Genomic DNA, 23,491 nt, shown 5'->3' with positions numbered 1-23,491 from the left:
GCTCCCCTGCGCCCATGCGTCGCAGAGGGCAAGCGTCACGCGGCCCGGTGCCGGGCTTTCAGCCGCCGCCCATCGCCAGGATGACCTCCCATTCGGCATCGGTCACCGGCGCCACCGACAGCCGGAACTGGCGGAACATCGCCATCTCCGCCAGCCGCGGCTCTGCCTTCATCGCTGCCAGGGTCACCGGGCGTGCCAGGGCGCGCACGGGAGCGATGGTTACCGCCGGAAACCGCCCTTTCGGGTCGGTCGGATCGATGAAATGTTCACCCGAAACGCGCGCGACGCCGACCACGGCAAGGCCTTCGTTGCTATGGTAAAAGAACAGCTCCTCGCCCAGGGCCATCGTGCGCAGGTAGATCGCGGCCTGGTTGTTGCGCACGCCATCCCATGTCGTCGATCCGTCGCGGACCAGCATGTCCCAGGAATATTTGAACGGCTCCGACTTTACCAGCCAATGCATTGCGATCGCTCCCGCGCTTGTCCGAAGTGCCCTTTGTCGGCACTAGGCGATAACGACAAGCCCGGCCCGAACGATTCGGCCGGCGAAATGGTCGCGCGCCTCGACCTGCGGCGCTTTGGCCAGCGACAAGAGCAGCAAGGCACGTCCCGATGAAACCAGAAACCCAGTCCGACCCGATCACCGAAATCCTCGCCACACCCGATCTGGTGCAAGCGCTCGAGGACGAACGGTTCAAGCAATTTCTGGACCATGTTCCGGTCGCGATCGCCGTATCCGAACTCCATCCATCGGAAACCATCACTTACGCCAATCTGGAATTCGAGGCGTTGACCGGACTGACGGCCGCCGATGTCATCGGCGGCGACTGGACGCTGCTGCCCGGCGTCGCCGCCGGCCCCGGCCAGCCGACCGACCTCGGCGAGGCGATCGATGATGGCGACGACTATATCGGTTCGTTCATCATCTCCGATCCGGAGCGCACGATCGAAGTCGATGCCTGGTCGAACAGCATCGAGGATGAGGACGGCACGCCGCTGTTCCGCCTGGTCGCACTCGCGGCCCGCCGCACCATCGGCGGCGCGATCGACCCGCGCAAGGAACTGCGCGAAAAGGCGGCGCTGCTGATGGAATTGCAGCACCGGGTTAAGAACAACCTGCAGATCATCACCACGCTGATCCGCATGGAGGCACGCAGCATCCCCGACGACGAGACCGGCGCCCGCTTCGAGCGGCTGGCCGGCCGGGTCAGCGCCCTGGCGCTGCTGTACAAGGCGCTGTCGGGCGAAGGCATGGCGGAAACCGTCGATCTCGGCGTCTATCTCAGCCAGGTCGCATCGTCGGTCATGGCGGCGCATGCCATCGAGGGACTGCGGCTGGAACTGAAGGTCGACAGCTGGCCGGTGTCGATCAACGTCGCCATGCCAGCGGGGCTGGTGGTCAACGAGCTGATGACCAACGCCCTCAAACACGCCTTTGTCGGGCGCAAGGGCGGCGTCATCAGCCTGACCAGCGTCGCCGACAAGACCGGCTGCCGAGTCGTGGTATCCGATGATGGCGTCGGGCTGCCGGACGGCACCAGCTGGCCGACCGACGGCAAGCTGGGCGCGGTCATCGTCCGGTCGCTGCGGGAAAATGCCAAGGCCGTGCTCGATGTCGTGTCGAAGCCCGGCGAGGGCGTGCATGTCACCATCTTCTTTGCGCGAACAGCGGCCCAGAAGGACGCATAGTCCCGCCGGGCCGCCGCGTCGGACGTGTCAGGCAACCAGCTTGACAGCCGCCTTGGCGATCAGTTCGCCCTGGTGGCGGGCGCCGTCGAGCTCGGCTTCGCTCGGCTGGCGTTCGCCGCTGCCGCCGGCGACCGTGGTGGCACCATAGGGCGACCCGCCGCGGATCTCGTCGACGCCCATCTGGCCCTGATGGCTGTAGGGCAGGCCGATGATGGTCATGCCGAAATGCAGCAGGTTGGTGATGATCGAGAAGAGCGTCACTTCATTGCCGCCATGCTGCGATGCCGACGAGGTGAAAGCCCCGCCGACCTTTCCGTTGAGCGCGCCGCGCGCCCACAGGCCGCCGGCCTGGTCGAGGAATGCCGCCATCTGCGACGGCATGCGCCCGAAGCGGGTGGGCGCGCCGATGATGATGGCGTCGTAATTTTCCAGTTCGGCAACGGTGGCAACCGGCGCTGCCTGGTCGAGCTTGAAATAGGCGGCGCGGGCGACGTCTTCGGGCGCGGTCTCGGGGACGCGCTTGATGTCGACGGTGGCGCCGGTGGCGCGAGCGCCTTCGGCGACGGCATTGGCCATCGTCTCGATGTGACCATAGCTCGAATAATAAAGGACCAGAACCTTCGTCATTGTCGAATTCCCTTCCCGCTGTGGCGGCGCGAACCATCTCGCTTGCCGCTGTTTCTAGCCGCGATCGCGGCTGCGAAAAAACCGGATAATGTCGAAGTGTCTTTTCAGGATTTTGGAAATGTCGCGGCATAAAGCTCGGGTTTGAACCCGACCAGCAGCAGTCCGGCGCCGATCAGGACCGGCCGTTTGATCATCGATGGCTGCGCGGTCATCAACGTAATCGCCTTGGCGGCATCGATCCCCGCCTTGTCGGCATCGGGCAGGCCGCGAAAGGTCGTGCCGGCCCGATTGAGGACCGCTTCCCAGCCCAGCGCCGCGACCCAACCCGACAGGGTCGGCACATCGACACCCGCCTTTTTGAAGTCATGATAATCGTGGGCGACACCGGCAGAATCGAGCCAGGCGCGCGCCTTTTTGACCGTGTCGCAATTGCGGATCCCGAACATCGTCAGCGTCACTGGCCCATCCTACCCAAACCAACGGATAATTGCCGGCGCCGCCGTCCTGTAGGAACGTCCACCGCAACCCGGCACTTTACCGGCGCAGAAAGCGATATCACCATGACCGGCCCACGCGAACACCAGATGTTTCCCGTGCTCGATGCCGGCCAGATGGCCATTGCGCAGCGCTTTGCCAGCGGCGCCGAACAACGCTTCGCACCGGGCGAATCGGTCTATGACATCGGCGAGCAGGATGCACCGACGTGGCTCGTCCTTGCCGGCAGCATCGATGTCGTGCGCCGCGACGGGCTCGACCGGCTCGCCCCGGTGACGACCCATCACGTCGGCCAGTTCACCGGAGAGGTCAACCAGCTTGCCGGGCGCGCGTCGATCGCCGCGGGCCACGCCGGCGACGAGGGATGCACGGCGTTGCCGTTCGATGCGGCGCATCTGCGCGCGCTCATGGTCGGATCGGCCGATGTCGGCGAACTGCTGATGCGCGCGCTCATCCTGCGCCGGGTCAATTTGATCGCCGAAGGCGGCGCCGGCACGATCATCATCGGTGCCCCCGGCAGCGCGGCCGTCGTGCGTCTGCAGGGCTTCCTGACCCGCAGCGGCTATCCCAACATGGTGCTCGATGTCGCCACCGACGCCGAAGGCCGGGCCCTGGTCGAACGGCTCGGCGTCGCGACCGAGGAACTGCCGCTGGTCGTCTGCCCCAATGGCGATCTGCTGCGCACACCCAGCGACGCGGAGGTCGCGGCCTGCCTCGGGATGACGCCGACGCTCGATCCCGACAAGCTTTACGACATCGTCATCGTCGGCGCCGGGCCCGCCGGGCTTGCCACCGCGGTCTATGCGGCATCGGAAGGCCTTTCGGTGATGGTTCTCGATGAACGCGCCTTGGGCGGCCAGGCGGGGGCATCGGCGCGGATCGAGAATTATCTGGGCTTCCCGACCGGCATCTCGGGGCAGGCGCTGGCGGGACGCGCGTTCAACCAGGCGATGAAATTCGGTGCCGAGATCGCCATTCCGGTTGCCGTCGAATCGCTCGACTGCACGGGCCTGCCGCTGGCGCTGGATCTGGCGGAAGGGCGCAAGCTGCGGAGCCGGACCGTCGTCATCGCCTCCGGTGCGCGCTATCGGCGGCCGGACATCGCCAATCTGGCCATGTTCGAAGGCGCCGGGGTTTCCTATTGGGTGTCGCAGGTCGAGGCGCGGCTTTGTGCGGGTGAGGATGTGGCGCTGGTCGGCGGCGGCAATTCCGCCGGCCAGGCGGTGGTGTTCCTGGCGCCGCAGGTCAACCGCCTGCATCTGATCGTTCGGCGCAATCTGTCCGAAACCATGTCGCAATATCTCATCGATCGCATCGCCGCGCTGCCAAATGTGGAAATCCATGTCGGCGCCGAGGTCGCGGCGCTGGGCGGGGACAGCGCCGCGGGTCTGCAATCGGCAACCTTCCGGCACATCGCCGACAGCACCAGCGTCACCCGCCCCATGCGCCACCTGTTCCTGTTCATCGGCGCCGATCCCAATACCGGCTGGCTGCAGGGCTGCGCCCAGACCGACGGCAAGGGCTTTGTCATCACCGGCGCCGGGCCCCGATCGCTGGAAACCAGCCTGCCCGGCGTGTTTGCCATCGGCGATGTGCGCGCCGGATCGACGAAGCGCGTTGCCGCCGCCGTCGGCGAAGGCGCTGCCGTGGTGGCACAGATCCATGGCCTGCTGGCCGAGCGCGCCGCCGCCGATGCCGCGACAACAGGCGTCGAGTCGAATGCGATGGCGTCGAAAGCCGAACCGGCCCAAGGAGCGGAAGCATGAGCGGACCCCGTCTTTTCGAGCCTATCACCATCGGCGGCACGACCTTGCCCAACCGCATCGTCATCGCGCCGATGTGCCAATATTCCGCGATCGACGGCGCGATGACCGACTGGCACCTCATGCATCTCGGCGGTCTTGCCCTGTCTGGCGCCGGGCTGCTGACCATCGAGGCCACTGCCGTCGAGCCCGAGGGCCGAATCTCCTATGGCGATGTCGGGCTGTGGGACGACGCCACCGAAGCCGCGATGGCGCGCGTGCTCGACGGCGTGCGGCGCTATTCCGACATGCCGATCGCCATCCAGCTCGGCCATGCCGGGCGAAAGGCATCGAGTGACTTGCCCTGGCATGGTGGCGGCCAGATCGGCCCCGACGCCGCCAACGGCTGGCAGACACTGGCGCCGTCGGCCCTGCCCTTCGAAGCCCATCACACGGCGCCGCTGGCGCTCGATGCCGATGGCCTGGCCCGAATCACCCGCGCCTTTGCCGACGCCGCGCGGCGGGCCGACCGGCTGGGCCTCGATGCGATCCAGTTGCACGGCGCCCATGGCTATCTGCTGCACCAGTTCCTGTCCCCGCTGTCGAACCGGCGCGACGATGCCTATGGCGGCAGCCTGGCGAACCGCATGCGCTTCCCGCTCGCGGTTTATGACGCGGTGCGCGATGCCTTTGCCCCCGACAAGCCCGTGACCATGCGTGTTTCCGGCACCGACTGGGTCGCCGGCGGCTGGGACATCGAATCGACAATCGCCTTCGCGCAGGCGCTCGAAGCACGCGGCTGCGCCGCCATCCACGTGTCGAGCGGCGGGCTCGACCCGCGTCAGGCAATCCCTGTCGGCCCCGGCTATCAGGTGCCGCTGGCGCGCGCTGTCAAGGACGCGACAGCGATGCCGGTGGTGGCGGTCGGGCTGATCTCCGCCCCCGAACATGCCGAAGCGATCATTGCCGGCGGCGATGCCGACATGGTCGCCCTCGCCCGCGCCATGCTCTACGATCCGCGCTGGCCCTGGCACGCCGCCGCCGAGCTCGGCGCAACCGTCGCCGCCCCGGACCAATATCTGCGATGCCAGCCGCGCCGGTTCAAACGGTTGTTCGAGGCCAAAGCCTGACGGCAGCGATCAGCCGCCGGGTCAGACGATCGCGGTGTCGAGAAATGTCATCAGCGCCAAGCCGATCGCCAGCGCTGCGGTCGCGCCGCGCTGCCCGACACGCACGCCAAGGTCGAGGTCGGGCACGATCTCGGACAGGACGATGAACAACATGGCGCCCGCCGCGATCCCCAGGCCCCAAGGCAACAGCGACGTTGCCGCCGCGACGACGAGCGCACCGGCAAGGCCCGCGATCGGCTCGACAAGGCCCGTTGCCAAGGCGACCTGCACCGCCCGCAGCCTGGTGTAGCCGAGCGCCACCAGGGCGCCGGCAACGGCAAGCCCTTCGGGCATGTTCTGGATGCCGATGCCGATGGCAGTGGGGAGACCCGCCCGCAGGCTGTCCCCGCCAAAGGCCACGCCCACGGCGGCGCCTTCGGGAATATTGTGAAAGGTGATCGCGGCGACAAACAGCCAGACGCTGCGCGCGCGCTGCGATGTCCCGGCAACGGGCGCCAACCGCCCGGAATCCATCTGCGGCAGCAGGGCGCCGAGTTGCGACATGGCAAAGCCGCCGATCAACACGGCCGCCGCCATCGTCAGCGTGGCATCGGCAATATCGGAGCCCATCACGCGCGCCTGCTCGAAACCGGGCAGGATCAGCGAGAAAACCGACGCTGCGAGCATTGCGCCCGCGGCAAAGCCGAGCAGCAGCGACTGGCGCGCCGCATCGACGCCGCGCATCGCCAGCACCGGCAATGCGCCGACACCGGTCGCAAGGCCTGCGATCAGGCTGGCAAGGAAGCCGGCAAAAATTGGCGACATGCGGGGGAACGTACTTTCCGGTCAGGACGTAAAAGCCGAACGAGACTCAGCCGGGCCCGGTTCCCGAACTATCCGGGCCCGGGTCGTGTCAACGCGTCACGGCGGGGGCTGCGGCCAGGTTTGTCACCATCTCGACGTGCTTTTGAATGATGGGCACGGCGCCGCCTGCAACCTTTTTCAGCATCGGGGTGCTGCCGCCGTTCGCGAAGCTGCGGTGCAGGTCCAACGCCTGCTGGTGCGCCTTGACCTGCTGCTGGACATACAGGCTTTCGCGCTGCGCCCCGGTCGCAGCGCGCAGGTCCTTGATCATCTGGGTCTGTTCGGCAGTCATCGCCGGCGGACCGGCTGTGACCCGATCCTGCTTGGCAGCCGCCACGACCTGCTGCGTGGTCTTGCCATGGTCGTCGATCATCATCTGGGCAAAGCGGCGCACATCCGCGCGTTGGGCATTGGCGAGAACAAGCTGGCTCGAGGTCTTTTCGTAGAGGTCGCTGGCGCCGGCCTGGGCGACATAGCTGCCGGCGTCCGTGGTCGGTGCCGCTTGGGCGGCCGAAGTGGCGATCAGGCCGGCGAAGGCAAAAGTGACAAGGCGGGACATTGTTCATCCTTCCAGAATAGGCCGGGGCGGGGATGCAGCGTCTGGGCCCGGCCGACCCAGCAGGCAGCGATGGCGGGGGCGCAGATGCCCCCGCCGTCCATCATCACCGACGGACCGTCATCGCATCGGCCATGTTCGATGCGTCGAGGATGTCGGCAGCGCCGCCCATGTCGGCGTCGCTGGTCTTGCCGGCGCCCGGGCCGGCGCCAAGATCGGCCCCGGTTATCGGATCCGCCGTCGGATCGGACATGGTCCGTGCGGCCATGCTTTCGTAAATCGCCACGTCGTCCTCGGCCATGCCGATGGTCGCCGTCCCGTCACCGCCATCCAGCGGCAGCGAATCGGACTGCGGGTCCTGGCGTTCCCACTGGTCCCCGCTATTCCACGGGCCCGACATATCGCCGTCGCCCTGGGATGTGTTGACATACATGTTGCTGAATCGCTCGATGCCGGGCAGCTTGCCGACCGGAAAATTGTCGGCAATGGCGTAAAGCGCCTTTTCGAACGACTTCTGGTGCGCGATTTCGCGGGTCATCAGAAAACCCAGGGCTTCCTTGATGCCAGGATCGTCGGTGATCGCGATCAGACGTTCATAGACGATCTTGGCGCGGCTTTCGGCGGCGATGTTCGAACGCAGGTCGGCGGTCGGTTCGCCGCGGCTGTCGACATAAGCCGACGTCCACGGCACGCCCGACGAGTTGGTGAAGGCGGGGCCGCCGCCATAAAGGATCGACTGGGTGTGGCTGTTGCCGCCGGCCGTGAGCGAAAGGTAGAGTTCCGCTTCCGACATCGCTGCCTCCGACAGCCGCGCCTTCACATTTTTGTTGAGCATCGCGACAATCGAACCGATGACTTCAAGATGGCTGAGTTCCTCGGTAGCAATATCGAGCAACATGTCCTTGCGGCCCGGGTCGTCTTCGCCCAGGCCCTGGCTGAAATACTGCATGGCTGCCGCCAGTTCACCGTCCGGACCGCCGAATTGTTCAAGCAGAAGCGAAGCCAGGACCGGGTTCGGCTCCGAAACGCGTACCGTATATTGTAGCTTCTTATTATGCATGAACATGGTGCATCTCCGTAATGTTTCACAGCGACAGATGATTATCGACATGAGCGACAGGACTTGCCGATCGCCATCGCGATTTCAGAACCTGTCGAGACAGCAAATGTTCCGTCGGTTCAGCCGTCAAATATACAGCAAGAACATTATTATCGATGCGTCATGCCAACGAAATCTCCGCCCGCAAAGCCAGTCCGGCAATATTTATGCCGGCGCAACGGGTCGATTAGATGACAAACCTCTTATCCTTACAGGGCGTATACACCCAAATTGCTGTATAACATTCGATATAGTGAACGCGATTGATTGCACGACGTGAATTGGACACGCTGAAATACCGCTGTTCACCACGCATCCATTTTCAAAGAGGCGCGTTAATCCGGCGAGTATCACCTGGTGGAGTAACTGTAATGCGCAATATGTCCTTCTATCTTGCTGTCCCTGCCCTGCTGGCTGTGGCGGCCTGCGGCCAGTCACGCGAAGGTGCCGCGACCGATGGTACGGCAGGCACGGCAGGCACGGCCGGCATGACGGGAGCCGACGGCACGACGACGATGCCAAACGACAGCATGTCGGCGTCGAGCAGCGATCCGATGGCCCCGTCGACGGGCGCAGCGGGTTCGACAACGGGCGATGGCATGCCGGCGTCAGGCACAATGGCGAACCAGGGCATGGCTGGTGATCTCAACACCGGTCCGGGCAACAGCAATTCGGGCCCTGGCAACAATGGCACCGCCGGCACGACGCCGAGCGGCACCGGCGGCACGCCCCCGCGGGATTAAGACAGCACAAGGGCCAGCGCGACCGCTGGCCCCATTGCAATCAAAAAGGCGGAGCCACCCGGCTCCGCCTTTTCTGTTTCATCGCTGTGAATGAAATGGTGGGCACGACAAGGATTGAACTTGTGACCCCTGCGATGTCAACACAGTGCTCTACCACTGAGCTACGCGCCCACGCTGTGGAGGCTGGTAATCCGCGATCCCGCCGCTGACAACCCCCGAACATCAGTCTTTTTGCACGTTACGCCGCTTTCGCGATTCGTTCGCAGCGATTACACGTTGACGATGAACGATTCGCTCCAACCGGGGTTCAGCGTCACCGGCCATTGCGACGGGCGATCGCCGCTGGTTCTGGCGTCGCCACATTCGGGGCGTGACTATCCGCCAGCGTTTCTCGCCGCTGCCCGTTTATCGCTTATGCAGCTGCGCCGCACCGAGGACGGGCTTGTCGACCAGTTGCTCGATGGCATCGCCTGCGCCCCGGTGCTGCGTGCGCGCTTTGCCCGCACCTATCTCGACCTCAACCGTGCCGCAGATGAGCTTGATCCGGCGATGTTCGATGCGCCGCTGGCCATTCCGGTGCGGATCACCGACCGGGTGACCGCCGGCCTGGGCGTGGTGCCGCGTCTGGCCGCCCATGGCCAGGACATATATGGGCGCAAACTCGCGCCCGCCGACGCTGCCCGGCGCGTCACCAGCCTGCACCTGCCCTGGCACCGGGCAATCGCCGATTGCCTTGATCGTGCGCGGCGGCGCCACGGCCACGCCATCCTGATCGACTGTCATTCGATGCCGACCCCCGTCGGTATCCGCCCACCGCAAATCGTTCTCGGCGATCGCCACGGCACGACGGCGGCGCCGGCGCTGGTGCGGCTTGTCGAGCGGCATTTCGGCAGTTTCGGCTGGCGGGTGGCGCGCAACACCCCCTACGCCGGCGGCCACACCACTCAAACCCACGGCGACCTGACGGCCGGAGTTCACGCCATCCAGATCGAAATCGACCGCAGCCTTTACATGGACGGCGCCAGCCTCCACCCCGGTCCCGGCTTCGGCCGCGTTGCCGAGGCCATGCACGGGCTCGCGCGGCTGATCGTGGCCACGGCACCGATCCTGCGGCTCGATCCGCCGCGGCGCGAAGCCGCCGAATGAAAAATCGCCGCCCTGCATGTGCAGGGCGGCGAAGGTTCAGGGAAGATGACCGCAAGGGGGGAAGCGGTCATCACAGGAGCGGACCCCGAGGGGGAAAGGGGCCGGCTCGTGTTGCTGAAATAGGCGAGGATTGTTGCGTTGCAAGGTCTGCGCCGCGCCCTGCGCAGATTTTTCTGCCCAGGGCGCGGTGACGCACCGATCAGATGGTGAAACGCAACGACACCCGGATGTCGCGCCCTGCCAGGGGCGCAAAATCCTTCAGGAAGGACGCGTGCCGGCGCGCGTCGACATCGAAGATATTGTTGGCCGAAACGACGATCGATGTGTCCTTGCGCGTCGCGAACGGCCTGAAGCTGAAAGCCGCGTTGACCATGGTGAAGCCTGCGGTTTCGGTTTCGAACGCCGCCACCTTGGCCTGGCGGCTGCTGTGTTCCACTTCGGCGCGCGCATCCCAGCGATCGTTCGCAAGGCCGACGCCGCCCAGCACCCGGAACGGGGGGATGCGCGGCACCGGCCCCAGCCCGCCGAGCAAGCGCGCGTCGGTATAATCGGCAAGCGCATCGACCTTCAGATCGGTCTCGCCGAATCGGGCAATCGTGATGTCGCCCTGTGCCTCGGCCCCCAGATAGCGCGCCGACGCCTGCCGGAATTCGAACACCGGCAGGTCGTCTTCGATCATCCCGGTCTGGGTTTCGTAGATATAGTTGTTGAAGCGGTTGAAATATACCGACGCTTCGAACCGATAGCCCTCGCCTTTGCCGCGCAGGATCAGTTCGGCGCCGTTGGCGCGTTCCTTGACGAAATCGGGGTTGCCGACCTCATAGGCCTGGGTACCGGCGTGCGGACCATTGGCGAGCAGTTCCTCGGCGGCCGGGCCGCGTTCGGTATGCGACAGGTTCACCCCCAGCCGCCAGTCACCGAACAGGCCATAGCTGGCACCGACCGAGCCCGAGAACAGGTCGAAGCTGCGGTTGACGAACACCGGCGCGCCGCGGAAATCACCGACCGACGCCTTGACGTTGGCATTCTCGTAACGCCCCGCCACTTCAGCCTTCAACGCCCCGAAATCGAACTCCTGCAGGGTGAACACCCCGAGCTGGACGGTCTTGTTGCGCGGAATAAAGGCTTCGTCGCCGATGACGTCGAAGTCGCGCGTGAACAGCTGGACACCGGTGCCGCCGCGCCAGGTGCCCGATCCGATGTTGCGCCGCGCCTGGCTGACTTCGACCCGGCCCTCCAGCCCCTGATTGTAGAAGGTGGTTCCGATGCTGCCGTCATCCTCCAGTTCGGAATGCTGATACTTGGCATAGCCGGCGCGCACCTTGATCGCGTCGACGACATCACCGCCGACGTTGATCTCGCTGCGCACGTCGAAGCGGTCCTGCCTGACCTTGAGCCGGACAGCTTCCCCCTCGCCCGTGGCGAGATCGAAGCGCGTCGGCACGCCGTAAAGGCTGTCATAATGCCCATAGCCGATGCCCAGGCTGCCATTCTCGTCGATATAGGCCGCACCGGCGCCGACGTTCCAGGTTCGCGACGATGTGTTGGGCAGCCGGTCCTTCAGCGACGCCAGCGATTGGGCCGCCGGGTCGGCGCTGGCCAGCGCTTCCGCCCGGGCCGGCGCCGACAGGACGAAATTGCCGATCTTGAGATCATCCGTCTTGCTGTAGCTGGCGTCGGCGTGAACCACGATATGGTCGGCAATCGGCACCTCGATGACGCCGGCGGTCGAGCGTTCATTGGCGGCCGAGCCATAAGTACCGAGCACGTCGAGGTGGACGGCTTCGGTCGGCACCTCCCGCGGGATGCGCTTGTCGATGACATTGACGACACCGCCGATCGCCGAGGACCCGTAGAGCAGCGACGCGGGTCCGCGCAGGATCTCGATCCGGTCGGCGAACTGCGGGTTGATGATGACGGCATGGTCCACCGATGTGTTCGACACGTCGAAACTGCCGATGCCATCGGTGAGGATGCGGACGCGCTCCCCCTGGAAGCCGCGCAGGATCGGCCGCGAGGCGTTGGGGCCGAAGCTCGTCGAACTGACACCAGGCTGGCGCGACAGCGTATCGCCGATCGTCGGGCGCAGCTGACGGGTCAGCTCGGTGCCCTGCAGGACGGTGATTCCTGACAGCACGGTCGCACGATCACGCGAGAACGGCGCGGTGACGATGATGTCGGGCGATACATCGGCATGAAGGTCGGCCGCCGGCGCTGCGGCACCCTGGGCCAGGACGGGGGCGGCGGCCCCGGCCAAAAGGCCGGCAACGGCCACGCGACGAACGATCATGAATCCACCTTTGCAAATGAAAGCGCAACGAGGGGATCTTGGTAAATGTGACACTATATCGTGTCAACGACCCGCCGGGACAAAAACCGTTGATGACCATAGGTTAAGGTGACGGCGCCGGGACGCCGCACCGCAGGGCGTCCTCACGGCAGCATGCGGGCAAGCAGCTCGTCGCGATCGAAAAACTGGTGTTTCACCGCCGCCGATATGTGCAGGACGATGGTCGCCAGCATCGCCCATCCGAGCAGTTCATGGCCATCGCCGAACATGGCCCCGAGTTGTTGCGTCACGGGCAGCGGCGGTATGCTGACAAGGCCGAAGACCCTGGTCGGCCGCACCGTTCTGCCGGTCGACATCATCGCCCAGCCGCTGATCGGCAGCGCCAGCAGCAGGACGTAAAACAACAGGTGCGTCGCGCGCGCCAGCATGCGTTCCAGTGACGTCATGTGCCCGGGCAGCGGCGGCCGCGCATGGCCCAGACGCCAGGCGATGCGCACCAGCGTCAGCGCGATCACCGTCAGCCCGAGCGACTTGTGCAGGCCGATGATGGTGCGTCCCCACGCCACCATCGCCGGGTCGGGACTATCGAAAAACCGGGCGAGCGTCAGCCCGCCGGCCAGATTGCCGATCACGATGACCGCGGTCAGCCAATGAAGGACGATGGCAACCGCGGTGTAGCGCCCCCGCGCGGTGCGCGCCGCAGGACCGGCTGCGCGCAGCCCTTAGGCCTGGGTCGACGCCGCGAACTGGCGTTCAAACAGCGGGGAGATCAGCGCCAGCGAAAACAGATGGGCATAGATCAGGCCCATCATCCCGTTCTGGACCAGCTTGCGCGCCTGGTCGCCGCGCAGGTTCTGCAACTTGCTTTCGTCGACCATGCGGAAGCCGCGATATACCGCCGGCTCGGTCAGCCCCTCGCGCTGGATGGTGACTTCGCCGTCCATCAGCAGGTTCAATTTGGCCAGTTCATCGATGAAGGCGCGCGTGCGCATCACGGCCTGTTCGAACTGTTCGCAGAAATTCAGGCAGTTCCGGGTCGTCTCGCTGAGTTCGCCATTGACGAACATCGGTTCGCCGGCGCCCGCCGCAAGCTGCCCCGAGCTGTCGTCGAAGCACAGCGACAGGTCTTCGGAATCGGGCTGCAACCGCGCCAGCATGAAGGGGTAACGGCGCACGAACGCGGGCACATAAGCATTCGCATCCCACTGGTCGTCCGCGCCGAGGTACAGATTCTGCCCCTCCTGCAGCCCGACAAGGGCCAGCGGCGCCGCGGCTTCGCCGATGCCGAAGACGATCGGGAAGCTGCGCTGGCAAATGGCGAATTCGTCGACGGTGACCGGAATGGCGTGGGAGCCCCGGGTGAAACCCAGGTTCTCGCGCGGCTTGAGCCCGAAATCGGCATGCGCCTGCGACGACAATGGCACCAGCGACCGGTAAAACAGCGGCAGGCTCTGGTCGGGCTGGTTGGCAGGCGTGCTGGCCATGAAAAGCGTCTTTCTCAAACCATCGGAAAACAGGTGGCGGCACCTCTACGGGCGGTTCCATCGCGGCGCAAGTCGCAGATCCGGCACGCGATCGGCAGGCGTCAGACAACCCGGCCGGGGTTCATTATGCCGAGCGGATCGAGTGCGGCCTTGATGGCCCGCATCGCCGCCAGCTTGGCGGGGTTGCCGAAGCGGGCAAGATCGTCGCGCTTGAGCACGCCGATGCCGTGTTCGGCCGAAATCGACCCGCCGGCCGCCGCGACCAGCGCATGGACCCGCGCCGTGATCGCCGCCCGCCGCGGTTCCAGCCATGCCGCCTGGTCGCAGCCTTTGGGCGGCCGCACGTTGAAATGGAGGTTGCCGTCGCCGAGGTGCCCGAAGGCGATCACCCGTGCGCCGGCAAATTCTGCCTCCACCTGTGCGGCCGCGGCCAGCGCGAACGCCGGCATGGATGCCACCGTCACGGCAATATCATGGTGCACCGCGGGTCCTTCAAGACGCTCGGCCTCGGGCAGCGCCTCGCGCAGGCGCCACAGCGCCGCCGCCTGCGCCGCCGAGGCCGCAATCACCGCGTCGGCCACACCGGCGTCGGCAAGCGTTTCGGCCAGCAGCGCATCGAGCGGCGCCGGACCGGCGAGTTCGATCAGGACATGCCAGGGGTGACGGCCGGCCAGCGGCGCGCGCACACCGGGGATGTGGGCCAGCACCAGTTGCAACCCGATGTCGGGAACAAGCTCGAAACTTTCGACCTGGCCGCCGGTCGCCTGGCGCAACCGCACCAGCAACGCCAGTGCCGCTGCCGGGTCCGGCACCCCGGCCCAGGCCACGGCACGATGCTCCGGCGCCGGCACCAGCCGCAACGCCGCAGCCGTCACGATGCCGAGCGTGCCCTCCCCGCCGATCAGCAGCTGCTTGATGTCATAGCCGCTGTTGTCCTTGGCAAGGCCGGTCAGCTGGTCGAGAATGCCGCCATCGGGCATCACCGCCTCGATGCCGACCACCAGCGCGCGCATCGTCCCGTGGCGCAGCACCTGGACGCCGCCGGCATTGGTGGCGACCAACCCGCCAACGGTGGCGCTGCCCTTTGCCGCCAGCGACAGCGGAAAGGCGCAACCGACCTGCGCGGCCGCCATATGCACCGCCTCCAGGACGACACCGGCATCGACGGTCATCGTCAGCCCGTCGGGATCGATGGCGCGGACCCGGTTCATCCGCGCCAGGCTGACCAGCATGGAACTGCCATCGGCAGGCGGAATCCCGCCCCCGACCAGCCCGGTGTTGCCGCCCTGCGGCACCAGTGCGACCCTTGCCGTGCCGGCAGCGCGCACGATCGCTGCCACCTGCGCCGTCGATCGCGGCATCAGCATCAGCGGCGTCGCGCCCTGGTACCGGCCCCGCCAGTCGCGCAGGTGCGGCGCCAGCAATTCGGGGTCGGCCGTCCAGTTGCCGGGGCCGGCGGCCTCCTTCAGCGCGGCGATCGCGGCCGTTTCGGGGATCCGTTGCGACATGTCGGCCCCCTGCCCGAAAACCTCCGCTGGTGAAAGACGCCGAATCGTCCTGGCAGGCGACGTGCCGATTGACCGCGCTGCCGCGACACCGCAGGTTCAGCCCATGTTCAATCGGCAAACGCCACGCAATTCAACAATGTTGCTTCATAATTCCTGCCTGCGCCGAACGGTCGCCGGGGCGGTCTGCGCCCTTGCGCTGGCCAATGGGGCTGCGGCATTCGGCGCGCCTGCTGCTCCACCACCGCCCGCCGACCTGTCGCCTGCTCCCGAGACACCCTGGGCACGCATTCCCATCGCGCCCGGTATTCCGGTGACGACGCGGCCATTTCCGCCCCGCGCCGGGCGCGATCGCTGCATTTCGGTCGATGGCCTGGCCGGCGCACAGCTGTTCGGTGACCGCGCCATCGAACTGTCGATGAAGAACGGCCGGCGGTATCGGCTGTTTCTGGCGCGCGAATGCCCGGCGCTGAGTTTTTACCAGGGCTTTTATTATCGCCGCGGAAAGGCCGGCCAGTTGTGCGCCGGACGGGACGCGATCGGCGCGCGGTCGGGCGGAGAATGCCCGATCGCAAGCATCATCGCGGTTCGGCCGGTCGGGCAAAAGAGTCGACCAAAGTCCCGCCGCCGCTAGCAATAACAAGAGGGAGAAGCCGATTATTTCGGCATAAGTGTTGCAACAATGCAACGCCTTTAACCTTGCGTAAGTGCGCAGCACGCAATCTTGCAACGGCGCTGGACAAAGCAATTTTTCCGACCCCAAATAGTCGGCAAGCGAACATCGATCCGGTGTTCGCGCCATGACACCGCCCGATCACAGGGTGGGCATGGACCAACTCGGGGAGAACCACATGCGCACTTGTACTGCTCTGCGTGCCGGCTTCGTCGGCGGCGTTTCCGTTCTCGGCCTGATGGCGATGCCCGCCTTCGCCCAGGCGACCGCTGCCGCACCTGCGACGAATACCGGGATCGAGGAAATCGTCGTCACCGCCCAACGGACGGCGCAGAGCCTGCAGGATGTGCCGATCGCCGTGTCCGCCTTCGGCGCCGAAGCCCTGCAGCGCCAGCAGATCCAGAACAGTTCCGACCTTCAGCTGACCCTGCCCAACATCACCTTCACCAAGGGCAATTTCACCGGTTCCAGCTTCACCATCCGCGGCATCGGCGACCTTTGCGTCGGCGTCACCTGCGACAGCGCCACCGCCATTCACGTCAACGGCAGCCCGCTGATCGGCACCCGCCTGTTCGAAGCCGAGTTCTTCGACATGGAGCGCGTTGAAGTGCTGCGCGGGCCGCAGGGCACGCTGTTCGGCCGCAATGCCACATCGGGCGTCATCAACTTCGTCACCGCAAAGCCCGACCTGAACAAGATCGGCGCCGCCGGCGAAGTCGATTACGGCACCTTCAATTCGCTGCGGCTGCGCGGCATGGTCAACGTGCCGCTGACCGAAACCCTCGGCGTCCGGCTCGCCGGATTTTACCTGAAGCGCGACGGCTATACCAAGAACCTCTACAACGACACCCGGATCGATGGCCGCGACATGTACGGCATCCGCGGTTCGGTGCGGTGGGAACCGACCGAAAACACCCGGATCGACCTGATGGGCTATTATTTCAAGGAGGACGACGACCGGTCGCGCATTCAGAAACAGCTCTGCCAGCGCGACCCGACCGGCGTTCTGGGCTGCCTTCCTGGCCGGCTCGAAAACGGCAAGCTCAACAACAATTCGACCTTTGTCGGCGTGCTGTCGTCGCGCGAATTCCTGCGCATCCAGGGCGGCGCCGCGCTCGGCGCCGGTCTGTCATCGGTCGGCCTCGGCAGCCTTTACGGGCCGGATGCCTATTCCAACTTCCAGGAACCCACCGACGTTCGTGAAGTTCGCACGGCCTATACACCGACCTACAAGGCGATGGAGCAGCAATATCAGGCCCGAATCGAGCATGATTTCGGCCCCGGCAAGCTCCAGGTCACCGGCCTTTACCAAAAGACGTCGGTGGACAGCAGCGTCGACTATAACCTCGGCGTGCAGGACGCGAACTTCTTCAAGCCCGGCCTGACCGCGCTTGGCGGCCTTGCCACCGCGCTTCCCGTCTTCAACCGCATCGCGCCGACCCTTTACCCCAGCGGCGTCAATGGCCCTTATTGCACGTCGGTCGCCGAACCGTCGGGCACCGGCGCCTTCGGCCCCAACGGCGGCCAGAAGGTCTGCGGCGCCGTGCCGCTCAACTTCGACCGCTCCAACGAGGAACGTCGCACCTGGTCGGTGGAAGGCATCTTCACCAGCCAGTTCGATGGCGCCTTCAACTTCCTGCTCGGCGGCATCTATCTCGACAGCAAGCTGCCGGAAAACAGCTATTATGTGAACGGCTTCGGCATCGATTACGTGGCGGGCGTGCTCGGCGGCGCAACGGCACTCGGCAGCAACCTGCCCGCCGGCTACCTCGGCACGCCGTTTTTCCGCAACCACACCGACGAAACCACGCTGAAATCCTACGGGATCTTCGGTGAGGCCTACTTCAACGTCAACGACAGCATCAAGGTCACTGCCGGCCTGCGCTACAACAACGACAAGAAATATGTCCGCGCCCGTTCGACGCTGGCCAGCTTCTTCGTGCCGTTCGGGACTGCCAATGCGTTCGATTCGCCCTTCGTCGGCACCTTCGACGCCGATCCCGGTCGGCCGGGCAACCAGCTCTGGCAGGAACGCGATGTCAGCTTCGGCGAGTTTACCGGTCGCTTCGTGGTCGACTTCAAGATCAGCGACGAAAGCCTGATCTATGCCTCCTATTCACGTGGCTATAAATCGGGCGGCATCAATCCGCCGTTGCAGCCGATCTTTGAAGTCGCCGAAGGATTCGCTCCCGAATTCATCGATGCCTTCGAAATCGGTTCGAAGAACACGTTCCTCGACGGCACGCTGCGCGCCAACATCACCGCCTTTTACTACAAGTACCAGGCGCTCCAGCTGAGCCGCATTGTCGCCCGGACTTCGGTCAACGACAATGTCAACGCCAACGTCTACGGGCTGGAGGGTGAATTCGTCATCCAGCCGACCCGGGCCCTGGCGGTGAACTTCAACGCCAGCTACCTCCACACCAAGGTCAGCGAGGACAAGTTCATTTCGAACCCGCGCGACCCGTCGGGTGGTCGCGCCGACGCTGTCATCATCAAGGATATCACCAACGGGTCGAACTGCGCCGTTATACCCACGGTCGCCGGCAACGCCGCAGGTGCCAATGGTTATGTGGCGGCGGTCAACGCCACGCTCGGCCTGCAGGCGCCGACATCGTTCGGCACGGACAGCGGCATCAACGGCGCGACCGGTGCCTTCGGCATCTGTTCGGCACTGGCCGGCAACGCTGCGGCCGCCGGGGTCCAGGTCCTCAACGCCGGGGTCGAAGTCAATATCCGCGGCAACGAACTGCCGCAGGCGCCGCAGTTCAAGTTTTCGGCCGGCGCGCAATATACGTTCGAACTCGGCAACGGCATGACGGTCATCCCGCGCGCCGACCTCGCCTATACCGGTGAAAGCTATGGCAGCATCTTCAACGGCTTCGTCAACCGCATCCCGGGCTATGAAGTCGTCAACGCCCAGCTGCAGGTCAATGGTCGCGACGACAGATGGTATCTGCGTGCCTATGTGCAGAACCTGACCAACAACAGCGCCACCACCGGCCTGTACGTCACCGACCAGTCGTCGGGCCTGTTCACCAACATCTTCACGCTGGAACCCCGCCGCTATGGCGCGGCCATCGGCTTCAAATTCTGACAGATCGCTGTTTGGGGCCCGGTCCGGACCCTGATGGCACTGGGCGGAGCGCAAGCTCCGCCCTTTTTTTGAGCGCGGAGCGCAAGCTCCGCCGCGTACGGACCTGAGCGAAAGCTCCGCCCATGTTTTTGGCGAAGATGCCCGCAAACAAGCGGCACGCCACATGCTTTCGATTGACTTTCGCGTCCATTATCGCGCAAGGGGCCGGGTAACCAGCGCCCGGGGTGTCCGACGCCGGTGCCAGGGAACCAGATGAGCTTTGCAGATCTCGGCCTGTCGGAGGAACTGCTCCGTGCGGTTGCTGACAGCGGCTATAACGACCCGACTCCCATCCAGCGCCAGGCGATCCCGCCGGTCCTGATGGGCCGCGACATCATCGGCGTTGCCCAGACCGGCACCGGCAAGACGGCGTCGTTCGTGCTGCCGATGATCGATATTCTCGCCGAAGGCCGCAGCCGGGCCCGCATGCCGCGCTCGCTGATTCTTGAACCGACGCGCGAACTGGCCCAGCAGGTCAGCGAAAATTTCGACAAATACGGGAAATATCACAAGCTCAGCATGGCGCTGCTCATCGGCGGCGTCAGCATGGGCGACCAGCTGGCGGCGCTGGAAAAGGGCGTCGACGTGCTGATCGCGACACCGGGCCGGCTGATGGACCTGTTCGGCCGTGGCAAGATCATGCTCAACCAGTGCAGCCTGCTCGTCATCGACGAAGCCGACCGCATGCTCGACATGGGCTTCATCCCTGACATCGAGGAAATCTGCACCAAGCTGCCCAGCCCGCGCCAGACGCTGCTGTTTTCGGCGACCATGCCGCCGCCGATCAAGAAGCTCGCCGACCGCTTCATGGACAGTCCGCGGCTGATCGAGGTGGCGCGCCCGGCGTCGACCAACGTCTCGATCACCCAATATGTCGTCGAAACCACGGCGCGCGGCAAGCGCGAGACGCTTCGCACGCTGCTCGCCGACCCGGAGGTGCGCAACGCGATCATCTTCTGCAACCGCAAGCGCGACATCAAGGAACTGGTCGACAGCCTGCGCCGGTCGGGAATGGCCGTCAGCCAGATCCATGGCGACATGGACCAGTCGGACCGGATCAAGGAGCTCGATCGCTTCAAATCGGGCGATATCAACATCATCGTCGCGTCGGACGTTGCGGCTCGCGGCCTCGATATTCCGGGTGTCAGCCATGTCGTCAACTATGACGTGCCGCATCATGCCGAGGATTATGTCCACCGCATCGGCCGCACCGGCCGCGCCGGCCGCACCGGCATTGCCTATACACTGGCCACCGAAGCCGAAGCGGACAACCTCGCCGAAGTCGAAAAGCTGATCCGGCAGAAGATCCAGCGCTACGGCGGGCCACCGGCGGCCGAGGCACCGGGGACGGTTGTCGAGATCGCGGTTCCGGTCGTGGCGGCGCCCGAAGCCGATATTGTCGAGACAGCGACCCCTGCCGAAGCCACGGACGCCCCCAAGCGCCGCCGCCGGGGCGGGCGCGGCCGCAAGCGCGAGAGCGATGCAAATGGCACGGCGGCCGAATCGGCTGCCCCTGCCCCGGTTGCGCCGCCGCGCGCCGCCGAGCCTGCCCGGCCCTCGCGCGCGCCCGCGCCGCGGGTCGAGGCCCCGCGCGTCGACACCCGCACCCCCCGCGCGCCGGTCGCCGATCCGATTCGCGCCTATCGCGGCAGCCGCGAAATCCCGCGCCGGGAGGACCGCCGCAACCAGGACGACGGCGAAACCGTCATCGGTTTCGGCCCCGAAGGCATCCCCGACTTCCTGACCCGCAAGGCGACGATGCGCTGAGCCGTTGGTGGCGGTCGTCGTCTAGGGCCGCCGCAACCGATCTGCCAGGCTGCGTTCCTGCGCTGCCGATTCCGCACGCGCCCGGTCGACGTCATAGCCGATGCGGGCCGGCGTCCCGATCACCGCACTGACCTGGCGGCGCACGCTTGCCGGCGCCGGCGCCGCGGCGCGGCCAAGCCGAAACGCAAAGGTCGGCCGCTGCATCGGGTCATCGAGCAGGCGGCCGGCGGCGCGCGCGAACCCCGGTGCGCGGCGCAGTTGGCGTTCGCGGTCGATCATTTCGGGCAGTTGGTTGAGCGGCTGCGCCACCAGCCCCATTGCGGTCGCCTGCAGGTGCAGCCGTTGCCACGCCATGCCGGCCATCAACGCCGTGCGGCGGTCCCAAGGGTCGGCGACGGTGATCATCCCGAAGGCCGATGCGGTCGGCAGGGCCGTGTCACGGGTGGCCGCCAGCCAGTAACGGGCCGATTCGGCGGCGGATTGCGGCGGCAGCATGGCGGCTGCAAACGCCAGCCCCGGCGACAGGCCAGCGGTGGCGAGCCCGAGCCCGTCCTTCAACCGATCGAGGTCGCGGCGGCTGTGGCGGAACCAGGCATGGCCATCGGCCAGCATTTCGGCGTCGCCCACGATCGCCGCGGTCGCCTCCAGCGTTTGCGCCGCAAACGCCTGCCCCCGCGGCGAGGCCGCAGCGAAGATCGGGATCATCAGTCCGGGCGGCGTCGGAAAGGCGCGTACCCGCGCCAGCTCGGCATCGGTCAGCGCTGTCCTGGTCCACGGCCCGCGGTGGGTGTGACGCGCGGCAACGGCGTCGAGCAACGGATGCGGCGCCGTGCGCGCGCCTTCGGGACCAAGCTCGATCCGCGCCACATGGCGCATATTGTCGGCATCGGGCAGCAGCGCGACCCGCGCCATGCGACCGACGCTGCTCGCCGCCAGCGCCATATTGTGGATGGCGCCGCCGAGCCCCGCCAACCGTTCCCGTCCGAAGGGATCCATGGCGCCAAGATCGCGGTCGGGGACTTCGAAGACGTCGACACCCAGCCGGCCGACGGCGAAATGCCAGGGCTGCGTATTGTGCGGGCTCGCGGCCAGCAGGCCGGCGGATACCAGTGCCAATGGCCCTTGGTATCGCCGCAGCCGCCAGTCGTCCCACGCCGCCAGCCCGGCACCGCCCTGGCCGGGGAGGAGACCCTGGTCGAAAGCGCGCACCACACCTGCGCCCGCCCCGACCAGGGCGACGCCGCCGGCGCCGCGGAACAGCGCCCTTCGGCTGATCACGTCGGCGCGGCACCTCCGGCGGCCGGGACTTCGGGCGCCGAACGCCATTCGGGGTGCTGGCGTTGCCAATTTTCCCGGATATGCTCCGCCGTATCCCCCGAAAGCGCCCCCGGCGGCCCGGCGACGGCCAGCCAGCGCGACCGCCAGTCGGGTGCGGTGGCAACATCCCGGCCGATCGCCACCCATTCATGCACCGCCACCCACAAGGGGTTGAAACTGGCCAGGTTCTTGACGATGCCATAGCGCACCGGCTCGTCGTCGCGCTCCGCTTCAAAGGTGCCGAACAACCGGTCCCAGACGATCGAGATCCCGCCGAAATTGCGATCGAGGTAGCGCGGATTGGTGCCATGATGGGCGCGGTGGTGCGACGGCGTGTTGAGCAGCCATTCGAGGCCGAACGGCAGGCGCCGTACCGTCTCGGTATGGATGAAGAACTGGTAGACGAGGTTCACCCCGCCGCAGAACAGGATCATCGCCGGCGGAAAGCCGAGCAGGAACAGCGGCAAGCGGAACAGGAAACTCAGCGAGATCTGCCCCGTCCAGGTCTGCCGCAGCGCCGTCGACAGATTATAGTGCTGCGACGAATGATGAATGACATGGCTGGCCCAGAACCAGCGAATCCGGTGCGCGGTGCGATGAAACCAGTAATAGTTGAAGTCTTCGCCGATCAGGCACAGCGCCAGGCTCCACCAGGTCAGCGGGATGTCGAACAGCCGGAATTGGTACAGCCAGACTCCCATGGCAACAACGCCCGCGCCGAACAGCACCGCGGCAAAGGTGTTGCCGAAGCCCATGACCAGCGAGGTCGCGGTGTCGCGCCAGTCATAGGCGCCGCGCGCGCCGGACCGGATGGAAAACATCTCCAGAATGATCGCGATGATGAACACCGGGATCGCCAGCTGGACGGGATCGGGAAAGGTCACAGGCGTTGCGCCCAGGCAGCCGCGGCGGGGCCGAGATCGAGGTCGGCGGGCGGAAACATCGTTTCCGCCGGGGTCACGCGCAGCCGGCCGTCGGTCACCGCCGCCGCGGCGCCGTTGACGATCCGCACCACCCAGCGGTCGCCCAGCGGCCGTACCAGTGCGACCCGGCCGTCCTGCCCGGCAACCAGCGCGCCGCGGCCATCGCGCGCCACAACGGCATCGGCGGGGGCGAAGCCATGGATGGCGTCCGCAGCGATGCGCCGGGCATCGCCATCATCGGCGAGCAGCGGCGACGCGCCGAAACCGAGCGCGCGCGCCAGCAGGACAAGGGTGACGATGCCGAAAAGCGACGTCCACACCATTGG

General features: G+C 66.0%; 21 protein-coding genes and 1 tRNA gene. 8 read left to right on the top strand and 14 right to left on the bottom strand.

The genetic code is table 11. The annotated features are described in order from the left end of the window. Positions 1 to 58: 58 nt before the first annotated feature. Entirely contained in the window at positions 59 to 463 is a 405-nt protein-coding gene (locus GGQ62_RS14380; protein WP_152578049.1) for an EVE domain-containing protein, read from the bottom strand. Positions 464 to 612: 149 nt separating this feature from the next. Here GGQ62_RS14380 and GGQ62_RS14375 point away from each other — a divergent pair, with 149 nt between their 5' ends. Continuing rightward, positions 613 to 1,689, top strand: coding sequence for a sensor histidine kinase (locus tag GGQ62_RS14375; protein WP_152578050.1), 1,077 nt, complete (start codon positions 613 to 615; stop codon positions 1,687 to 1,689). A gap of 27 nt (positions 1,690 to 1,716) precedes the next feature. Here the strand turns inward: GGQ62_RS14375 and wrbA are convergent, their stop codons facing one another. Together wrbA and GGQ62_RS14365 are read right to left on the bottom strand one after the other, a co-directional pair. Continuing rightward, positions 1,717 to 2,316, bottom strand: coding sequence for an NAD(P)H:quinone oxidoreductase (gene wrbA / locus GGQ62_RS14370; RefSeq protein ID WP_152578051.1), 600 nt, complete (start codon positions 2,314 to 2,316; stop codon positions 1,717 to 1,719). A 104-nt stretch (positions 2,317 to 2,420) separates the two neighbouring features. Continuing rightward, on the bottom strand, positions 2,421 to 2,774 hold the full coding sequence (locus GGQ62_RS14365; protein ID WP_152578052.1) for an arsenate reductase: 354 nt from the start codon (positions 2,772 to 2,774) through the stop codon (positions 2,421 to 2,423). A gap of 102 nt (positions 2,775 to 2,876) precedes the next feature. On the opposite strand from GGQ62_RS14365, the gene GGQ62_RS14360 reads away from it, so the two are divergent. Continuing rightward, on the top strand, positions 2,877 to 4,577 hold the full coding sequence (locus GGQ62_RS14360) for an FAD-dependent oxidoreductase (protein WP_152578053.1): 1,701 nt from the start codon (positions 2,877 to 2,879) through the stop codon (positions 4,575 to 4,577). Next, on the top strand, positions 4,574 to 5,683 hold the full coding sequence (locus tag GGQ62_RS14355; RefSeq protein ID WP_152578054.1) for an NADH:flavin oxidoreductase/NADH oxidase: 1,110 nt from the start codon (positions 4,574 to 4,576) through the stop codon (positions 5,681 to 5,683). Before GGQ62_RS14360 ends, GGQ62_RS14355 begins: the two co-directional genes overlap by 4 nt. 21 nt (positions 5,684 to 5,704) lie before the next feature. Here the strand turns inward: GGQ62_RS14355 and GGQ62_RS14350 are convergent, their stop codons facing one another. The 3 genes from GGQ62_RS14350 to GGQ62_RS14340 form a co-directional block, all read right to left on the bottom strand. Then, a complete protein-coding gene (locus GGQ62_RS14350; RefSeq protein ID WP_152578055.1) occupies positions 5,705 to 6,487 on the bottom strand; it encodes a ZIP family metal transporter in 783 nt (260 codons plus the stop codon). A gap of 88 nt (positions 6,488 to 6,575) precedes the next feature. Then, positions 6,576 to 7,085, bottom strand: a complete 510-nt coding sequence (locus GGQ62_RS14345) for a DUF4142 domain-containing protein (protein ID WP_152578056.1) — start codon at positions 7,083 to 7,085, stop codon at positions 6,576 to 6,578. 103 nt (positions 7,086 to 7,188) lie between these two features. Then, entirely contained in the window at positions 7,189 to 8,148 is a 960-nt protein-coding gene (locus tag GGQ62_RS14340; protein WP_152578057.1) for a manganese catalase family protein, read from the bottom strand. Positions 8,149 to 8,552: 404 nt separating this feature from the next. Here GGQ62_RS14340 and GGQ62_RS14335 point away from each other — a divergent pair, with 404 nt between their 5' ends. After that, on the top strand, positions 8,553 to 8,924 hold the full coding sequence (locus GGQ62_RS14335) for a hypothetical protein (RefSeq protein ID WP_152578058.1): 372 nt from the start codon (positions 8,553 to 8,555) through the stop codon (positions 8,922 to 8,924). A 96-nt stretch (positions 8,925 to 9,020) separates the two neighbouring features. Here the strand turns inward: GGQ62_RS14335 and GGQ62_RS14330 are convergent. Then, positions 9,021 to 9,095 (bottom strand) — tRNA-Val (locus GGQ62_RS14330). A gap of 111 nt (positions 9,096 to 9,206) precedes the next feature. Between GGQ62_RS14330 and GGQ62_RS14325 the strand changes: the two genes are divergently transcribed. Beyond that, positions 9,207 to 10,070: an N-formylglutamate amidohydrolase gene (locus tag GGQ62_RS14325; protein ID WP_152578059.1), complete on the top strand. Its 864-nt coding sequence runs from the start codon at positions 9,207 to 9,209 to the stop codon at positions 10,068 to 10,070. Between the two features lie 199 nt (positions 10,071 to 10,269). On the opposite strand, the gene GGQ62_RS14320 is transcribed toward GGQ62_RS14325, so the two are convergent. From GGQ62_RS14320 to GGQ62_RS14305, 4 genes are all read right to left on the bottom strand, one after another. Further along, positions 10,270 to 12,360 (bottom strand): TonB-dependent receptor, encoded by a 2,091-nt coding sequence (locus tag GGQ62_RS14320; protein WP_153401340.1) that lies wholly within the window; start codon positions 12,358 to 12,360, stop codon positions 10,270 to 10,272. A 143-nt stretch (positions 12,361 to 12,503) separates the two neighbouring features. Continuing rightward, positions 12,504 to 13,079 (bottom strand): cytochrome b, encoded by a 576-nt coding sequence (locus GGQ62_RS14315; protein WP_152578060.1) that lies wholly within the window; start codon positions 13,077 to 13,079, stop codon positions 12,504 to 12,506. Positions 13,080 to 13,082: 3 nt separating this feature from the next. After that, positions 13,083 to 13,844, bottom strand: coding sequence for a SapC family protein (locus tag GGQ62_RS14310; RefSeq protein WP_152578061.1), 762 nt, complete (start codon positions 13,842 to 13,844; stop codon positions 13,083 to 13,085). 101 nt (positions 13,845 to 13,945) lie between these two features. Next, the gene (locus GGQ62_RS14305; protein ID WP_152578062.1) at positions 13,946 to 15,352 is read right to left on the bottom strand and encodes an FAD-binding oxidoreductase; all 1,407 of its coding nucleotides are present in this window, start codon (positions 15,350 to 15,352) and stop codon (positions 13,946 to 13,948) included. 136 nt (positions 15,353 to 15,488) lie between these two features. Between GGQ62_RS14305 and GGQ62_RS14300 the strand changes: the two genes are divergently transcribed. From GGQ62_RS14300 to GGQ62_RS14290, 3 genes are all read left to right on the top strand, one after another. Beyond that, complete coding sequence (locus GGQ62_RS14300; protein ID WP_152578063.1) at positions 15,489 to 15,983, top strand: hypothetical protein; 495 nt, start codon at positions 15,489 to 15,491, stop codon at positions 15,981 to 15,983. A gap of 217 nt (positions 15,984 to 16,200) precedes the next feature. Then, positions 16,201 to 19,119 carry a TonB-dependent receptor gene (locus GGQ62_RS14295; RefSeq protein WP_424022217.1) on the top strand — a complete coding sequence of 973 codons (2,919 nt, stop codon included), beginning with the start codon at positions 16,201 to 16,203 and terminating at the stop codon, positions 19,117 to 19,119. 252 nt (positions 19,120 to 19,371) lie between these two features. Beyond that, positions 19,372 to 20,925 (top strand): DEAD/DEAH box helicase, encoded by a 1,554-nt coding sequence (locus tag GGQ62_RS14290; RefSeq protein ID WP_152578064.1) that lies wholly within the window; start codon positions 19,372 to 19,374, stop codon positions 20,923 to 20,925. Positions 20,926 to 20,946: 21 nt separating this feature from the next. Here the strand turns inward: GGQ62_RS14290 and GGQ62_RS14285 are convergent, their stop codons facing one another. Genes GGQ62_RS14285 through GGQ62_RS14275 form a run of 3 tightly spaced genes read right to left on the bottom strand, consistent with a single transcriptional unit; the run spans position 20,947 to position 23,488 of the window. After that, on the bottom strand, positions 20,947 to 22,203 hold the full coding sequence (locus GGQ62_RS14285) for a nitroreductase family protein (protein WP_152578065.1): 1,257 nt from the start codon (positions 22,201 to 22,203) through the stop codon (positions 20,947 to 20,949). Then, a complete protein-coding gene (locus GGQ62_RS14280) occupies positions 22,200 to 23,126 on the bottom strand; it encodes a sterol desaturase family protein (RefSeq protein ID WP_243446660.1) in 927 nt (308 codons plus the stop codon). Before GGQ62_RS14280 ends, GGQ62_RS14285 begins: the two co-directional genes overlap by 4 nt. Next, positions 23,123 to 23,488: a hypothetical protein gene (locus GGQ62_RS14275; protein WP_152578066.1), complete on the bottom strand. Its 366-nt coding sequence runs from the start codon at positions 23,486 to 23,488 to the stop codon at positions 23,123 to 23,125. The genes GGQ62_RS14280 and GGQ62_RS14275 overlap by 4 nt, the downstream gene beginning before the upstream one ends. Positions 23,489 to 23,491 lie beyond the last annotated feature (3 nt).

The organism is Polymorphobacter fuscus (assembly GCF_011927825.1).
Taxonomy (GTDB): Bacteria; Pseudomonadota; Alphaproteobacteria; order Sphingomonadales; family Sphingomonadaceae; genus Sandarakinorhabdus; species Sandarakinorhabdus fusca.
This window is presented reverse-complemented; position numbering and strand designations above follow the sequence as displayed.

Coding starts and splice junctions, on each gene's coding strand:
- GGQ62_RS14320 (WP_153401340.1), bottom strand. CDS start 12,360: ATGATCGTTCGTCGCGTGGCCGTTGCCGGCCTTTTGGCCGGGGCCGCC.
- GGQ62_RS14360 (WP_152578053.1), top strand. CDS start 2,877: ATGACCGGCCCACGCGAACACCAGATGTTTCCCGTGCTCGATGCCGGC.
- GGQ62_RS14375 (WP_152578050.1), top strand. CDS start 613: ATGAAACCAGAAACCCAGTCCGACCCGATCACCGAAATCCTCGCCACA.
- GGQ62_RS14295 (WP_424022217.1), top strand. CDS start 16,201: ATGCGCACTTGTACTGCTCTGCGTGCCGGCTTCGTCGGCGGCGTTTCC.
- GGQ62_RS14300 (WP_152578063.1), top strand. CDS start 15,489: ATGTTGCTTCATAATTCCTGCCTGCGCCGAACGGTCGCCGGGGCGGTC.
- wrbA (WP_152578051.1), bottom strand. CDS start 2,316: ATGACGAAGGTTCTGGTCCTTTATTATTCGAGCTATGGTCACATCGAG.
- GGQ62_RS14380 (WP_152578049.1), bottom strand. CDS start 463: ATGCATTGGCTGGTAAAGTCGGAGCCGTTCAAATATTCCTGGGACATG.
- GGQ62_RS14325 (WP_152578059.1), top strand. CDS start 9,207: ATGAACGATTCGCTCCAACCGGGGTTCAGCGTCACCGGCCATTGCGAC.
- GGQ62_RS14345 (WP_152578056.1), bottom strand. CDS start 7,085: ATGTCCCGCCTTGTCACTTTTGCCTTCGCCGGCCTGATCGCCACTTCG.
- GGQ62_RS14350 (WP_152578055.1), bottom strand. CDS start 6,487: ATGTCGCCAATTTTTGCCGGCTTCCTTGCCAGCCTGATCGCAGGCCTT.
- GGQ62_RS14275 (WP_152578066.1), bottom strand. CDS start 23,488: ATGGTGTGGACGTCGCTTTTCGGCATCGTCACCCTTGTCCTGCTGGCG.
- GGQ62_RS14340 (WP_152578057.1), bottom strand. CDS start 8,148: ATGTTCATGCATAATAAGAAGCTACAATATACGGTACGCGTTTCGGAG.
- GGQ62_RS14335 (WP_152578058.1), top strand. CDS start 8,553: ATGCGCAATATGTCCTTCTATCTTGCTGTCCCTGCCCTGCTGGCTGTG.
- GGQ62_RS14310 (WP_152578061.1), bottom strand. CDS start 13,844: ATGGCCAGCACGCCTGCCAACCAGCCCGACCAGAGCCTGCCGCTGTTT.
- GGQ62_RS14290 (WP_152578064.1), top strand. CDS start 19,372: ATGAGCTTTGCAGATCTCGGCCTGTCGGAGGAACTGCTCCGTGCGGTT.
- GGQ62_RS14305 (WP_152578062.1), bottom strand. CDS start 15,352: ATGTCGCAACGGATCCCCGAAACGGCCGCGATCGCCGCGCTGAAGGAG.
- GGQ62_RS14355 (WP_152578054.1), top strand. CDS start 4,574: ATGAGCGGACCCCGTCTTTTCGAGCCTATCACCATCGGCGGCACGACC.